We start from the raw sequence: 14,305 nt of genomic DNA, 5'->3' as shown, positions 1-14,305 counted from the left end.
TCAATTCCTTTGAGTTTTAACCTTGCGGCCGTACTTCCCAGGCGGAATACTTATCGCGTTAGCTACGACACTCAGTACGCTTGGCACCAAACATCTAGTATTCATCGTTTAGGGCGTGGACTACCAGGGTATCTAATCCTGTTTGCTCCCCACGCTTTCGTGCCTCAGCGTCAGTATTGGGCCAGGTGGCCGCCTTCGCCACTGATGTTCCTCCAGATCTCTACGCATTTCACCGCTACACCTGGAATTCCACCACCCTCTCCCATACTCTAGTACACCGGTTTCCACCGCCATTCCCAGGTTGAGCCCGGGGATTTCACGACAGACCTAATGCACCGCCTACGCACCCTTTACGCCCAGTGATTCCGATTAACGCTTGCACCCCCCGTATTACCGCGGCTGCTGGCACGGAGTTAGCCGGTGCTTCTTCTTGGATTCACGTCAACAGCAGGCGTTATTAGCACCCACCTTTTCGTCCTCCACGAAAGAACTTTACAACCCGAAGGCCTTCTTCATTCACGCGGCATTGCTTCGTCAGGGTTGCCCCCATTGCGAAAAATTCCCCACTGCTGCCTCCCGTAGGAGTCTGGGCCGTGTCTCAGTCCCAGTGTGGCTGGTCGTCCTCTCAGACCAGCTACCGATCGTCGCCTTGGTAGGCCTTTACCCTACCAACTAGCTAATCAGACGTAGGCTCCTCTTCCAGCGCGAGGTCCGAAGATCCCCCGCTTTCCCCCTCAGGGCTTATGCGGTATTAGCCCAAGTTTCCCTGGGTTGTCCCCCACTCAAAGACAGATTCCTACGCATTACTCACCCGTCCGCCACTCGTCAGCATCCGAAGACCTGTTACCGTTCGACTTGCATGTGTTAGGCATGCCGCCAGCGTTCAATCTGAGCCAGGATCAAACTCTTAAGTTCAATCCAACAATTTGTTCAACTTCTACCATATTCAGTACGATAATTCGCATCCAAATACAGCCTGGGCCTAAACCCCACACATCTCCACTCGGCTTTTAAAGAACGAAACTGCATACTGCGAATCTTGGTAGCGGGGGTAGGATTTGAACCTACGACCTTCGGGTTATGAGCCCGACGAGCTGCCAAGCTGCTCCACCCCGCAACAGGGTCGACAATCATACTGGGTAAGTTAATTTACTGTCAATACCTAGTTGCTTTGTCGCTCTCTTTCAGGACCGTTGCCCCGTCGAGAGAGCGCACTATACATGCGGGTCTGGGGGTGTGCAAGCACTTTTTTTGAATGTTTTGTCCTTCATGATTTCGGCGTATTTCCAATGGTTACCGGTGCTGGTGGTGGTGTGGCATTATTTGCATTGTCGCCATAGGGGGCAAAATCATAGGATTGCGCGCTTAACTCGTCTGCCACCGTCTGCAGGTCAGGCGTATTAATATTGATGGCTACAGGAACGGTATTTGGTTTCTGCACCAGATTGATGACTCGCTGCCAGTTGATAGTCCAGCCCTGATGCTGACTGCTACTGAATGCGGTAATGGCATCCACGGCACGCTGCTGGTTCTTTCCGCCCTTATGGTAGGCCTCAACCGGTTCAAAGCTTTGCAAGTACAGGTTTCCGTTACCATTACTACCCACAACGTAGGGCTGGTCGATGGTTCTGACCGGGGTGCCGACCTTGACCATCTTGAATAACTGCACTTCGTTTTCAGGATACACATGAAAACAACCATGACTGACACGCATCCCTACACCCCAGGGCTTGTTGGTCCCGTGGATGAATATTTGTGACCAGCCGGTTTCGAGGGCCAGCTCGCCCATTGGGTTATCGGGACCTGCCGGGAAAAACGCCGGGATGGGTTCTCCCGCTTTGGCATGTTCTTCCTGGATATTTTTCGGGACTGTCCAGGTCGGGTTTTTCACCTTGGCGATGATTTTTGTGCTCCCCACCGGATCCGGCCAGTTGGGTCGGAATATACCTACCGGAAAGGTGTACACGACTTTCTGATCTGCCGGAAAATAGAATAGGCGGCGGGCCGGTATATTGATAATAATGCCCTGCCAGGGTTTGGGCGGCAGAACATATTCGGTTGGCACCAGCACCCGGGTGCCCGCACCGGGCAACCAGGGATCCACACCCGGATTGGCCGCCCGGATTTCGTTATAACCAACGTCGTAATGGCGGGCAATGTCGAGCAGGGTATCCTGATGACGTGCCAGGACCACCTGCAGCTGACCGACCATATTGCTTCCAGCTGGAGGGAGAGGAAATTCGGCTGAAAAGGCGCAAGTTGTATCCAGCAGCAAAGCGCCACACAGTATAAACCTAAAAACGGCAGTTGCCGTGGGTGTTTTGCCGCGACTTTTGTTCTGAGCCGTTGTTGTTCTTGGCGAAATCCTGCGCCCGTCAGGAGAGCTGTTTGAGCCTGAAGGGCGAGTTCTCTCCTGACAGCAGGATGAGCCATAGAACAACAGGCGAGGAACAACGGAGCAAAAAGCACCCACGGCAACTGCCGTTTTTAGGATAAAACGAATGAGCTTAATGTTCATGAAGAAAGGATTCCTGAAGATGATCGATGAGGGTGAGATCAATAACTTGTTCTTGATGAGTACGCCGTAGCTTGAGCCACTCGCGCCCGTCAGCGGTCCAGACATCCAGAATTTTTCCCTTCATCTGACTGCCATCGCGCATTTGCAGGACTACCGATTTATGTTGCAGGGCTGCCAGCTCCAGAGCGCTGTGCAAGGCACAGCTAACGGGCACATAGGGGTCGCGCATCGATTTTTATGCTCTGAGTATTTCCATGCCGCCCAGATAGGGGCGCAGGACTTCGGGAATATGCACACTCCCATCAGCCTGTTGATGATTTTCAAGCAAGGCCACCAGGGTCCGGCCAATGGCGAGACCAGAACCATTCAGGGTGTGCACCAACTGCGGCTTACCATCCTCACCACGATACCGGAGCTGCAGGCGACGGGCCTGAAAGCTTTCAAAATTGCTGCAGGAGCTGATTTCCCGATATTGGCTTTGACCCGGCAACCACACTTCGAGGTCATAAGTCCGGGCAGCACTAAAACCCATATCTCCCGCACACAGAGCCATTACCCGGTAAGGCAGCTCCAGTAATTGCAATATTTTTTCGGCATGCCCGGTGAGTTCTTCGAGAGCGGCAGCAGAATCTTGGGGGCGGACAACCTGCACCAGCTCTACCTTGTCAAATTGATGCTGGCGAATCATGCCCCGGGTATCGCGCCCATAAGCGCCCGCTTCACGCCGGAAACAGGGCGTATAGGCACAAAACCGCTGGGGAAGCGTGCTGACGATTTCACCGCGCAACAAGTTGGTCAGGGGCACTTCGGCAGTTGGTATCAGGTAATAGGGATCATCGCGCAGCGCAAAAAGATCTTCTTCAAACTTGGGCAATTGTCCGGTGCCGAACAGAGATTCGGAATTCGCCAAAAAAGGCGGGGCAATTTCCGTGTAGGCATGGGCAGTGACGTGCAGGTCCAGCATAAATTGGGTCAAAGCCCTTTCCAGTCGGGCGCCCAGGCCACGTAACACGACAAAGCGGGCTCCGGCCAGGCGTACTCCTGCTGCAAAATCGAGAATACCCAAAGCCTCACCCAGGTCCACATGATCTTTGGGCGTAAATGAAAATTCGCGAGGCGTTCCCCAATGCCTTACCAGCACGTTATCGGCTTCATCACGTCCATCAGGGACGGAAGACTGGGGAATATTGGGCAAGCTGCTGACCAGCGCCTCCCATTGCTGCAGCACGATTTCCAGAGACTGCTCCAGGGCTTTGATGGTTTCTCCATACTGCCCCGCCGCATTTTGCATCGCTGTGGTATCCAACCCTTGCCGGCGCGCCTGGGCAATTTCACGAGAGGCCTCATTGCGGGCGTTGCGCTGTTCTTCCATCTGAATTTGCAATGATTTTCGCTGTTGATCCAGGGCGGTCAAGGCAGACACATCCAGCTTGAAATGACGACGGGCCAGTGCAGCCGCAACAGTTTCCGGTTCATTACGCAATAAATTGGGGTCAAGCATGCGGGGTTTTCTCTCGAGTAGGTGGACGGTGGGTGCGAATCCAACGCAGACGCTCCAGAATACGCATTTCCAGGCCGCGCTCGCTGGGCTCATAAAAGCGGGTTCCGATCAGTCCTGCCGGGAAATATTCCTGATTGGGGGCAATAGCATCCGGATAATCGTGATCGTATTGATATTCTTTGCCGTAATCCAGTGTTTTGAGTAATTTGGTCGGGGCATTGCGCAAATGCAGGGGGACCTCCTGGCTGGTGCCGGCTTTCACCAGGGCCTGAGCCTTGTTCCAAGCCGTATAAACCCGATTACTTTTGGGACTGCTAGCCAGGTAAACCGTCACCTGGGCCAGGGCCAGTTCACCCTCGGGACTGCCCAGAAACTGATAGGCGTCCCTGGCTGCCAAAGCCATTTCCAGCGCCCGGGGATCGGCGAGACCCACATCTTCCGAGGCCATCCTGACCAAGCGCCGGGCCAGATAGAGGGGATCGGCACCACCATCCAGCATTCTTGCCAGCCAGTACAGGGCAGCGTCGGGATCAGAGCCCCGCAGGGATTTGTGAAAAGCAGAGATTTCGTCGTAAAAGGCTTCGCCACCCTTGTCAAAACGGCGCCAGCTTTGCCCGGTTGCGGCAATCAGCACCTGGGCCGTGATCTTGACGGTATCCCCATGCCGCTCGGCAAGTTGCACGGCCAGATCCAGCAAATTGAGAAGCCGGCGGGCATCCCCATCTGCAGCCTGCAGCAGGCCCCTTCGCAATTCCGACGGAAAATCAATGGGGATGGCACCAAGGCCCAGGATTTCATCACTCAGCGCCCGCTCCAGAATGTGCACCAGATCGGTGTCATCCAGAGCCTTGAGTACATAAACCCGTGCTCTGGAAAGCAGCGCGTTGACAAGAGCGAAACTGGGATTTTCAGTCGTGGCCCCAATCAGGATGATAACGCCTTCTTCCACATAGGGAAGCAAGGCATCTTGCTGGGTTTTGTTGAAACGATGGATCTCATCAATAAAAAGAACGGTGTCTTGCCCTTGCGTGCGGGTCTGCTCGGCACCGCTGATGGCGGCGCGGATTTCCTTGACCCCACTGTTAACCGCCGAAAGAATCTGAAACTGACACCCTGTTGCGCGCGCCAACAACTGGGCAAGGGTGGTTTTACCAGTGCCCGGTGGACCCCATAAGATCATGGAATGGAGGTGCCGGGAGCGCAACATGGCACGCAGTGGCCCGTTATCGCCTAAAAGATGCTTTTGACCGACATAATCTTCCAGGCTCTGGGGTCGCAGTCGCGCCGCTAGAGGCCGGAGATCATGCGTGGTACTCAAGCAGGAAGCTCCGTTGCTGCCCTGACTCAAAAATTCCGGGAAATAGCCGCACCAAAATTAAAGGTACTGGCTTTGTAAGTGCCGGGATAGTCACCAGCATAGGAAGTCGTATTACCGGAAAGTGCATAGGAAGCGCCGAGATCGTACTGCCAATGTCCCAGTCCAATACCCAATCCGAAGGACAGCAGATTACTGCTGGGTGCCGGTGCGGCGGCCTGGATACTGCTGCCATCCGTAGGGCTGTCTTCATGGGCGAGACCACCACGCAGGGCCAGATACTGACTGAAGTGGTAGCTCAAACCCAAACGATAGGCAAGTGCCGATTTCCAGTCCAAATTGCCGTAACCCGGCAAGCGGGTATTACTCCAGTCATTCCAGTCTACATCCAGTTCCGTAGCAAAAGCTGGCGTAAAGCGGTAACGTACACCGGCCTGAAGACGGCTGGGCAGACTGATGTCTCCTCCCAAATTGGCCGTTGAGCGATAACTCAAACCGGCATTAAAAGTTTCGGTAGTGTAAAACAAGCCAACATTACCACCCACACCACCGCCATTACCTGACTTTTCAGGGAAATTGGCGCTCAGACTTTGATAATAATCCACCCCCGCACCAATGCTTAAATTGGGCAGGATCATATAGGCCACACCGGGATTGATGTCGATGATGCGCAGATCATTTTTATCGGGGGTGGTCTGTGACGTTCCAAAAGTCCCTGCAGGCCAGGTTGAATTAATGCCGTAAGGAGATGTAACGCCCAAGCCAAGCGCCAAAGGCAGGTCGTTGAAACGGTGGGTTACAAACAAATTGGGCATAATCAGGAGATTATTGCTGGCACCCTCACCATTTCTTTTATAGCTGGGTTCTGATGCTACCACGTCCAGACTGGCGCGCGTCCCCGGGAAAAACTCCATATCTGCTGGATTAACCGCAAAACTGCTGACGGGGCCGGCATCGGCTACCGTGGCTCCCGCTTCGGAAAGTCCCACCACCGATGTGGGCACCGCAAATCCTGATGCCTGGGCCTGCACGCTGACGAAAACTCCCAAGGCAAGCAGGGTCAAAGCAATTTTGGCATTACGCATGAACGACTCCAGAAAAATTTATTGCGAAAGAACATCTACTCCGGCCGGAGTCGTAAACTGGAACTCATGGCTGGGAATGGCATGATTAATTTCTACATGCGTGAAATGCAGGACAGTCTCCTGCTGGAAGGCATCTTCCATACGCATTTCCTTCAGGATTCCTGCAGTATCAAAGCCCAGGCGCAACGCAGTAAAACCCTGGTCCTGACCATTTTTAGGCCGCAGCAACAACCAGTGAAGCTGATTTTTGACACCCAGATCGCTGATGTTGAAACGCTGACTCAAGTCATCATTTCCGGCAATTAATGCAGCGGGAGTGGATCCCAGCGCCTTGCCCAAAGGTTGAACGGTTACCTGTTGCAGGGCGGGCTCATACAACCAGACCTTCAGCCCGTTGGAAACTATGGTCTGTCCATTGGGGCCACTATAATCCCAGCGAAATTTACCGGGCCGGGAAATCCACAAGGTACCGCCGGCTTTTTTGACAATCTGACCATTATGGTTAGCCACTTCCTGGCTGAATTGCGCGGTAATGGTGTGCGTACTCTGAAAAAAATGATGCAACATATCCAGACCGGAGGCGGCATTCGCCCAGGCACTCCAGCCAAGCAAGCAGGCCGCGCCCAGTATTTGCAAATAGCGTGAAACACTACGCCGCTTTAATTCAATCACGACTGGGTGGTGCTGCTGCATAAATTTCTCTGCTCCCGTTACTTTGCAAAGGGCCAACAACACCCACTCTTTCCATTTCTTCGATCATGCGTGCGGCGCGATTATAGCCTACCTTCAGTTGGCGCTGCACGTAAGAAATGCTGGCCTTGCGACTGGTGGTGACAATAGCCACCGCCTGATCGTAAAGGGGATCAGCATCTTCACCTCCGCGACCATCGATATCCTCACCATCTATACTTTCACCACCCTGTAAAATGCGCTCATCATATTGGGGTGCGCCCAACTGGCGTAAGGATTCCACTACGCGATGGACTTCGTCATCACTCACAAAGGCGCCGTGCACGCGCTGGGGATAGCCGGAACCCGGCGGCAGATACAGCATATCCCCCTGGCCCAGCAGGGTTTCTGCACCCATCTGATCGAGAATGGTGCGTGAGTCAATGCGGGAAGAAACCTGAAAGGCAATACGGGTTGGGACATTGGCCTTGATCAGGCCGGTGATTACATCTACAGAAGGACGCTGGGTAGCCATAATCAGATGCAATCCTGCCGCTCTGGCTTTTTGGGCGAGCCGGGTAATCAGCGTTTCCACCTGCTTGCCGACTACCATCATCAAATCTGCAAATTCATCGATAATCACTACAATAGCCGGCAACTTGCTCAAGCTGACAGGTTCGCCATCCAGATCCTTATCGGGACCCGGCAGAGGATGTCCTGCACTCAGGGCCTCCTGGACTTTTTGATTATATCCGGCCAGATTGCGCACCCCGACAAAAGCCATCAGCTTGTAACGTCTTTCCATTTCGGCCACACACCAGCGCAGCGCATTGGCCGCCTCTTTCATATCGGTGACCACCGGCGCCAACAGATGGGGAATACCCTCGTAAATGGACAATTCCAGCATTTTGGGATCAACCATGATAAGGCGTACCTCTTCAGCAGTCGCTTTGAAGAGGATGCTGAGAATCATGGCGTTGACACCCACCGATTTCCCCGCGCCGGTAGTGCCTGCTACCAAAAGATGCGGCATTTTGGCGAGGTCAGCCGAAACAGGCTGGCCACCAATATCCTGGCCCAAAGCCAAAGTCAGAAAACTTTTACTGTGGCTAAAACCGGAGCTGGAGAGAATTTCAGAAAGTCTTACTGTGCGTCGCTTAGGGTTGGGCACCTCAATGCCCATGGTCGCCTTACCCGGAATCGCTTCCACTACCCGTACCCGAGCTGCCAACACCCGCGAGAGATCCTTGCTGAGCCCGGCCACCTGACTCACCTTGACACCGGGAGCGGGCTCAATTTCAAAGCGGGTAATTACGGGGCCGGGATTGGCAGCGACTACCGAGGCCTGGACACCAAAATCCGCCATTTTCTCTTCCAGCATGCGTGACTGCTGGGCGAGTGTTTCTGGATCCAGTTGTCCCGTGGGATCCATAGGATCTGCCGGATCCAAAAGCGCTAGATCGGGAAGACCATCAGCCCGAGGCGGGCCGACCGGTGCCGGTAGCGGCATCTGCCGGGTATTTTTAGCTGCTGATGAAGCAGTCATTGGACGCGGTTTTTTCGCTGCAAAAAAGCCGGGGGCTTTCTCAACAGCGGGTTTTGCTTTTTCCGGAATAGCTGCCGGAAGCGGCGCTGAAACCTTGGGTTGCGACTGGCCTGTCTGCCGCCGCGAGAAGCGGGGTAGCGGCAAACGCGCGAACAAGTTCAGGCCACTCAGCCGGTCCGATTCCTGCTGGAATTTTGCCAGCATTTCCCGTGGCCCAAGGCCCGTCAGTAAAAACAGGCCGAAGACAAATACTGCAAAAAACAGCAATGCACTTCCACCGGAACCAATGAGAGGCTCAAAGAACTGAGCAATTTCCTGGCCCACGATACCACCGGCAAGGGTTCCTGTGACCGACCACCAGGCAGGTGGCCAAACTATCGCCAAAAATGTCATCAAGCCCAAAAAAATGGCCAGCCCCCCCACCGGGGCAAGACGTCGGCCGGGTCGTTGGCGAAACCAGTGATTCCAGAGTTGCGCGACCCACCCGATTAACGCCAGAGGGAGCAACCAGGCCGACATCCCCAAAAACTGCACCAGAAACTCTGCCAGATAAGATCCGGCCTCTCCTCCCCAATTTTGTACAGCCTCGCCTTTTCCACTATTGAACCAGCTGGGATCTGCAGGAGAAAAACTCAGCAGAGACATGGTCATGAATAGGGCGATGGCCAGCATGACCAGTAACAGGGCTTCACGGCGCCAGGGTTTTCCGGGCATGGCTTTGGATCGCCCGGCCGGGGTCGGTCGGGTGGTTCGGGAGGCATTACGGGCAGCAGAACTCATGATCGCAAGCTAAACGAGGCATACGCCAGTGTCAAGCTTCAGGAGCATAAGAAACACTTACAAATGGCGCTGTTAGCGCCTCATAATGAAGCATTCGGAGAACTCATTGCGGGTCGCGAACAGTACCCAGATGGTGCCGATGATCGGGATGAATGCGGCCATGAATCCGGAACACATAGGCCAGAACCAAAAGAGTAAAACCCAGCCAGGCTGCCAACGACCAGTCCAGTGGATAGGCCAGCGGGACAATGGATTCATATAACACCCACCAGAACAGACCGGTGGCTACGATCGGCAGGAGAAAATGATAGAACAGACGTGTGCTGGTTCCTTCGTGATCCGCATGGGCCAGACGCATCAAGGACACATTCATGAAAGTATGTGCGGTGACCAGACCAAACAGGACCGCCGTGGTCAGAACATTAAAGCCATTATTGGACCCGAATACGGCGACGGCCAGCACCGCAACAACAATAGTCAGCCCGGTAATGACCGAAATGCTGCGTTGTGGAGCCTGGGTATTGCTGACCTGGGCAAAGCGTTCGGAAATCAGCGCATCGCGACCAATGGCAAATAATACCCGGGAAGAGCTGTTCAGCAAGGCAAGACTATCGGCCATGGCACTATTAATGGCGAGAATGACCAGCGCTATGCCGCCCACCGGGCCAAGATAACGTAGAAATACGGTCACACCCGGCGCGTTGGCATCGGCAAAACTCGCCATATCGGCGGGACCCCAGCCAACGGTCAAGGCGTAGGCAGAAAGCACCAGCGCTGCGCCCACCAGCGTCAAAGACAGTAATGCCGCCTTACCGATGAGCCTGCCACGCTGGGTTCGGGGTCCGCGCACTTCCTCGCCGAGGGGCGTGTGGCTGCCTATCCCGATAAAACTGGTGATGGCGAAAATCATACCCATGGCCACGCCTTTGAAACCATCGGTCGGAATACTAAACGGGGCCAGAGGATGTACGGGTGCCGCTTTGACAATAATAAGCATGGACGCCACTACCAGAAACGCTACTTCCACAAAACTGGTAATGGCCACCACGCGAATACTGGGGCGAATCCCGGAAATACTGAGTAACCACGGTATACCAATGAAAAACACAATAGATACCAACCAGAACCAGGCAGGTAAGGGATAACCCAGACTTTTTGCCAGCCCCGGCAAAAATACCCCACCCACATAAACCGGAATAGCAGCAACACTGAGCAACTGGTAGAACACCACCATGAAACCGGTCAGCAAGGCTGGTCTGGCCCCCAGACCAGCCGCCACATAGGCGTAGTATCCGCCGGCTGAAGCCCGATGCTTGCTTAGGTGATAAATAGTGTTCATTTCGATGAACATGAGCGCAAAGGCCCAGAGGTAGGACAGGGGTAGAGCCACCAGCGCAAAGGCCGCACCCGCCGTCATGAAGGCTACCACATCACAGGTGGGCGCCATACCGGAGATGCTCTGGCTGATCAGCCCCCAGAGACTGACCACATCCTCTTGCAGGGTTTCGGGAGCGGCGGATGCTTTTTCCATAACTGACAACCTTTCTATTTGCAACTTTGTTGCATTATTGCCAATCGCAAACCTTACTGTCAACTATGCAATTTCGGGACACCAAAAACCATCAAAACAAACCCGCGAATAATACTTGTAGTATTGACAAATAGCCGGCACTCATCAACACTGCTTACAAAATGTGTAGGCATTTATCATTTGCCGAGCTGTTCATCATGGAGAACTGTTGTGTCTGATGATCTTCCCAACATCACCGAGAGCCTGCTGCAGCAACCGGATAAAAACCGTCTGACCGGTACTGCGGCTACTCAACATCCGCCTCGTATATTGCTGCTCTATGGCTCCAATCGGGAAAAATCCTACAGCCGGCTGCTGACCCTGGAAGCAGAGCGACTATTACGCCATTTTGGGGCGGAAACGCGGGTATTTCATCCCAGTGGCTTACCGCTGCCCGATGATGCGCCCGCAACCCACCCCAAAGTCATTGAGTTGCGGGAGCTGGTAGAATGGTCGGAAGGGCAGGTTTGGTGTTCACCCGAACGGCATGGCGCAATGACCGGAGTATTCAAGTCACAAATCGACTGGATTCCGCTGAACTCCGGAGCAGTAAGACCGAGCCAGGGGAAAACTCTGGCGGTGCTGCAGGTTTGCGGAGGCTCACAATCCTTTAACACCGTTAATCAGATGCGCATTTTAGGGCGCTGGATGCGCATGATCACCATACCGAATCAGTCCTCGGTGCCCAAAGCCTTTCTGGAGTTCGATGAGGCAGAACGCATGAAACCCTCTGCCTACTATGACCGGGTGGTGGATGTGATGGAAGAATTGATGAAATTCACCTTACTGACGCGAGGTCAAAGTGATTACCTGACAGACCGATATTCCGAACGCAAGGAATCTGCTGAGGAGTTATCGCGAAGAGTGAATCAGAAAGAAATATAAATGATGAAATCGGCCCGCAACCGATAACAGCGTGGCGGGATAAATTCACCCTGCATTTGTTACAGGCCTTCCCGGTTGATGTTAAACTGAATCCACACCCTGACTGATGAGGAACCCGATGAGCGACTCCAAAAGCATCATTGATAGCAAACACGCCCGATTAATGATTCTGGGTTCAGGCCCCGGTGGCTACACGGCTGCCATTTACGCAGCGCGGGCCAATCTCCAACCCCTGCTGGTGCAAGGGATGGAGCCTGGTGGTCAATTAATGACAACGACCGATGTAGACAACTGGCCTGGTGCTGCAGAGGGCATCATGGGTCCGGAACTGATGCAGGAACTGGAAAAACAGGCACGGCGCTTTGATACGGAAATGGTGTTTGATCATATTCATAAGGCCGACCTGAGCCAGCGACCCTTCCAACTCAGTGGGGATCAACACAATTACACCTGTGATGCCCTGATTCTGGCGACTGGGGCCTCTGCCAAATATCTGGGTCTGCCCAGCGAAGAAAAATTTCGCGGCAAAGGCGTTTCAGCTTGCGCCACCTGCGACGGCTTTTTCTATCGTAAACAGGACGTAGCAGTCATCGGCGGTGGAAATACGGCCGTCGAAGAAGCGCTTTATTTGAGCAATATTGCCAAGCATGTCACGGTAGTCCATCGTCGCAATAAGTTTCGTGCCGAAAAAATCCTGCAGGACAAGCTGATGGCCAAGGAAAACGTGACCATCATCTGGGATCATGCCGTAGATGAAGTGCTGGGCGATCAGTCGGGCGTCACCGGACTGCGGATCAAGCATATAGAAAACGGTAATACCCAGGACCTAGCTTTGATGGGGGTATTTATTGCCATTGGCCATAAACCCAACACCGACATTTTCAAGGGACAACTGGAAATGGATGCAGGTGGTTACCTGATTACCCGTGGCGGGCGTGACGGGATGGCTACAGCAACCAGCATTGAAGGCGTTTTTGCCGCCGGTGATGTCCAGGATTATGTGTACCGGCAAGCGGTCACCAGCGCCGGAACGGGCTGTATGGCGGCTCTGGATGCAGAACGCTGGCTGGAGCAACAGGAGGATTGAAGCATGAGACGGCGGCGACCACCCAAGACAACACCGGTATCGCTCGCCGTCCATCCTGCTGAAAAGGCTTGCTTTGAAGAAGCCATGGCAGATGTAAAACGCTTTCCGGCGCCGCCCATCCCCGCACGACCCAGCCCCCCGGCACCTTTGCCCTTGCAACGGCAAAAAGACGAACTGGCCGTGCGGACGGCGCTCAGTCGCACATTGAATAGCGACGAAATCCTGGAAGCAGGAGATGAATGGCTCTATTTGCAGCAGGGGCAATCTCCTGCTCTCCTCAGGGATTTACGCAAAGGGCGTTTCCGGATCCAGTCCAGGCTGGATTTACATGGTTGCACGGTTGAAGAAGCCCGACTCGAACTGGCGGCCTTTTTGCACGAAGCCCAGCAGTGGCGCTGGAATTGCGTGTGCATTGTGCATGGTAAAGGGTTGGGTTCCCCGGGACGCATACCAGTACTGAAAAGACTGGTAGGTGGTTGGCTGATGAAGCACCAGGAGGTCCTGGCTTTTACTCAGGCCCGTCCCGGAGAAGGCGGGGGCGGGGCCTTGCAGGTATTGCTCGGCTGGCGCCGCCACCAACATCGTAATTATCGGACTTGAGCCGTATAGCCTTCGCTTTCAATGGCCTGAACTAATGCCTCAGTGTCCATGGAGTCACCCTCCACGGTAGCGCTGTTAGTGTCAAGATGTACTGCAACAGTCTGTACCCCGGGTACTGCCCGAAGTGCTTTTTCTACAGCAGCCACGCAGTGATTGCAGGTCATTCCCTGAACAGACAATTCAATCAGTGCCATATGCTTTACTCAACGCTGGGCAACGCTACGCGGTGCGGAAGGATCCCGACTCACATCCCAGCGCCGGCGAACAGCCATGTCACCTTCCGCCTCGGCCAGGGAGGCCAGAATAGGGCAATTGTCTACTGAACCATGGCCGGGGCAACGCTCTGCCTGGATAGCCAGAGCGCTACGCATTCTCTGCAGATCTGCAATTTTGAAATCAATCTCTGCAATTTTCTGTTCGGTCAGCGCCTTCACATCGCCCATGTCATTTTCGGTGCTGCTACTGATGTCCAGCAACTCTTTCACCTCTGTCAGGGAAAAACCCAGATTCTGGGCGCGGCGGATAAAGCGCAGACGCGACTCGGCGTGACTATCATAAAGACGATAATTGGATTGGGTGCGCTGTACCGGCTGAATCAAGCCAATACGCTCGTAGTAACGCAATGTTTCTGCAGCCAGCCCAGCTTCACGGGCCAAGCGACCTATTGTTACAGGTGTATCCATCTTGTCTCCCTCCTTATATTGACTGAATTTTCACGCTCCACACGTATAGTGTCCTCATTCTAAAGC

Annotated in this window: 13 protein-coding genes, 1 tRNA gene and 1 rRNA gene (1 of these 15 running past the window's edge); 3 read left to right on the top strand and 12 right to left on the bottom strand. The window is 54.0% G+C overall.

Annotated elements, in window-relative coordinates; translation table 11 throughout:
- From GCD22_RS02305 to GCD22_RS02260, 10 genes are all read right to left on the bottom strand, one after another.
- Positions 1-915, bottom strand: a 16S ribosomal RNA gene (locus GCD22_RS02305) (it extends 621 nt beyond the left edge of the window).
- Between the two features lie 125 nt (positions 916-1,040).
- Positions 1,041-1,117, bottom strand: a tRNA-Met gene (locus GCD22_RS02300).
- 150 nt (positions 1,118-1,267) lie between these two features.
- Positions 1,268-2,212 carry a L,D-transpeptidase family protein gene (locus GCD22_RS02295; protein ID WP_226856190.1) on the bottom strand — a complete coding sequence of 315 codons (945 nt, stop codon included), beginning with the start codon at positions 2,210-2,212 and terminating at the stop codon, positions 1,268-1,270.
- A gap of 295 nt (positions 2,213-2,507) precedes the next feature.
- A complete protein-coding gene (locus GCD22_RS02290; RefSeq protein ID WP_031573754.1) occupies positions 2,508-2,747 on the bottom strand; it encodes a Rho-binding antiterminator in 240 nt (79 codons plus the stop codon).
- A 6-nt stretch (positions 2,748-2,753) separates the two neighbouring features.
- Entirely contained in the window at positions 2,754-4,019 is a 1,266-nt protein-coding gene (gene serS, locus GCD22_RS02285; protein WP_031573751.1) for a serine--tRNA ligase, read from the bottom strand.
- Entirely contained in the window at positions 4,012-5,337 is a 1,326-nt protein-coding gene (locus GCD22_RS02280) for a replication-associated recombination protein A (protein ID WP_081577433.1), read from the bottom strand. Before GCD22_RS02280 ends, serS begins: the two co-directional genes overlap by 8 nt.
- A 26-nt stretch (positions 5,338-5,363) precedes the next feature.
- Positions 5,364-6,419, bottom strand: coding sequence for an OmpP1/FadL family transporter (locus GCD22_RS02275; RefSeq protein WP_031573748.1), 1,056 nt, complete (start codon positions 6,417-6,419; stop codon positions 5,364-5,366).
- Between the two features lie 18 nt (positions 6,420-6,437).
- Positions 6,438-7,112, bottom strand: coding sequence for an outer membrane lipoprotein periplasmic chaperone LolA (gene lolA, locus GCD22_RS02270; RefSeq protein WP_010639642.1), 675 nt, complete (start codon positions 7,110-7,112; stop codon positions 6,438-6,440).
- On the bottom strand, positions 7,084-9,414 hold the full coding sequence (locus tag GCD22_RS02265; RefSeq protein WP_035210961.1) for a DNA translocase FtsK: 2,331 nt from the start codon (positions 9,412-9,414) through the stop codon (positions 7,084-7,086). Before GCD22_RS02265 ends, lolA begins: the two co-directional genes overlap by 29 nt.
- A 103-nt stretch (positions 9,415-9,517) precedes the next feature.
- A complete protein-coding gene (locus tag GCD22_RS02260; protein WP_051690682.1) occupies positions 9,518-10,945 on the bottom strand; it encodes an APC family permease in 1,428 nt (475 codons plus the stop codon).
- A 210-nt stretch (positions 10,946-11,155) separates the two neighbouring features.
- Between GCD22_RS02260 and arsH the strand changes: the two genes are divergently transcribed.
- The 3 genes from arsH (at position 11,156) to GCD22_RS02245 (ending at position 13,556) form a co-directional block, all read left to right on the top strand.
- Entirely contained in the window at positions 11,156-11,869 is a 714-nt protein-coding gene (gene arsH / locus GCD22_RS02255) for an arsenical resistance protein ArsH (protein WP_031573739.1), read from the top strand.
- 118 nt (positions 11,870-11,987) lie between these two features.
- Positions 11,988-12,956, top strand: a complete 969-nt coding sequence (gene trxB / locus GCD22_RS02250) for a thioredoxin-disulfide reductase (RefSeq protein WP_031573736.1) — start codon at positions 11,988-11,990, stop codon at positions 12,954-12,956.
- A gap of 3 nt (positions 12,957-12,959) precedes the next feature.
- Positions 12,960-13,556 carry a Smr/MutS family protein gene (locus tag GCD22_RS02245; protein WP_031573733.1) on the top strand — a complete coding sequence of 199 codons (597 nt, stop codon included), beginning with the start codon at positions 12,960-12,962 and terminating at the stop codon, positions 13,554-13,556.
- Here GCD22_RS02245 and GCD22_RS02240 read toward each other — a convergent pair.
- Both GCD22_RS02240 and GCD22_RS02235 read right to left on the bottom strand, forming a co-directional pair.
- Positions 13,544-13,750 carry a CopZ family metallochaperone gene (locus GCD22_RS02240; RefSeq protein WP_140391093.1) on the bottom strand — a complete coding sequence of 69 codons (207 nt, stop codon included), beginning with the start codon at positions 13,748-13,750 and terminating at the stop codon, positions 13,544-13,546. The genes GCD22_RS02245 and GCD22_RS02240 overlap by 13 nt on opposite strands.
- Positions 13,751-13,759: 9 nt before the next feature.
- On the bottom strand, positions 13,760-14,239 hold the full coding sequence (locus GCD22_RS02235) for a heavy metal-responsive transcriptional regulator (RefSeq protein WP_010641489.1): 480 nt from the start codon (positions 14,237-14,239) through the stop codon (positions 13,760-13,762).
- Positions 14,240-14,305: the final 66 nt, after the last annotated feature.

Origin of the sequence: Acidithiobacillus thiooxidans ATCC 19377 (assembly GCF_009662475.1) — a bacterium.
Taxonomy (GTDB): Bacteria; Pseudomonadota; Gammaproteobacteria; order Acidithiobacillales; family Acidithiobacillaceae; genus Acidithiobacillus; species Acidithiobacillus thiooxidans.
This window is presented reverse-complemented; position numbering and strand designations above follow the sequence as displayed.

What these genes read in the sequence shown, in the direction of transcription:
- GCD22_RS02240 (WP_140391093.1), bottom strand. Translation starts at nt 13,750, where the DNA reads ATGGCACTGATTGAATTGTCTGTTCAGGGAATGACCTGCAATCACTGC.
- trxB (WP_031573736.1), top strand. Translation starts at nt 11,988, where the DNA reads ATGAGCGACTCCAAAAGCATCATTGATAGCAAACACGCCCGATTAATG.
- GCD22_RS02295 (WP_226856190.1), bottom strand. Translation starts at nt 2,212, where the DNA reads ATGGTCGGTCAGCTGCAGGTGGTCCTGGCACGTCATCAGGATACCCTG.
- GCD22_RS02275 (WP_031573748.1), bottom strand. Translation starts at nt 6,419, where the DNA reads ATGCGTAATGCCAAAATTGCTTTGACCCTGCTTGCCTTGGGAGTTTTC.
- GCD22_RS02235 (WP_010641489.1), bottom strand. Translation starts at nt 14,239, where the DNA reads ATGGATACACCTGTAACAATAGGTCGCTTGGCCCGTGAAGCTGGGCTG.
- GCD22_RS02260 (WP_051690682.1), bottom strand. Translation starts at nt 10,945, where the DNA reads ATGGAAAAAGCATCCGCCGCTCCCGAAACCCTGCAAGAGGATGTGGTC.
- serS (WP_031573751.1), bottom strand. Translation starts at nt 4,019, where the DNA reads ATGCTTGACCCCAATTTATTGCGTAATGAACCGGAAACTGTTGCGGCT.
- lolA (WP_010639642.1), bottom strand. Translation starts at nt 7,112, where the DNA reads ATGCAGCAGCACCACCCAGTCGTGATTGAATTAAAGCGGCGTAGTGTT.
- GCD22_RS02245 (WP_031573733.1), top strand. Translation starts at nt 12,960, where the DNA reads ATGAGACGGCGGCGACCACCCAAGACAACACCGGTATCGCTCGCCGTC.
- GCD22_RS02265 (WP_035210961.1), bottom strand. Translation starts at nt 9,414, where the DNA reads ATGAGTTCTGCTGCCCGTAATGCCTCCCGAACCACCCGACCGACCCCG.
- GCD22_RS02290 (WP_031573754.1), bottom strand. Translation starts at nt 2,747, where the DNA reads ATGCGCGACCCCTATGTGCCCGTTAGCTGTGCCTTGCACAGCGCTCTG.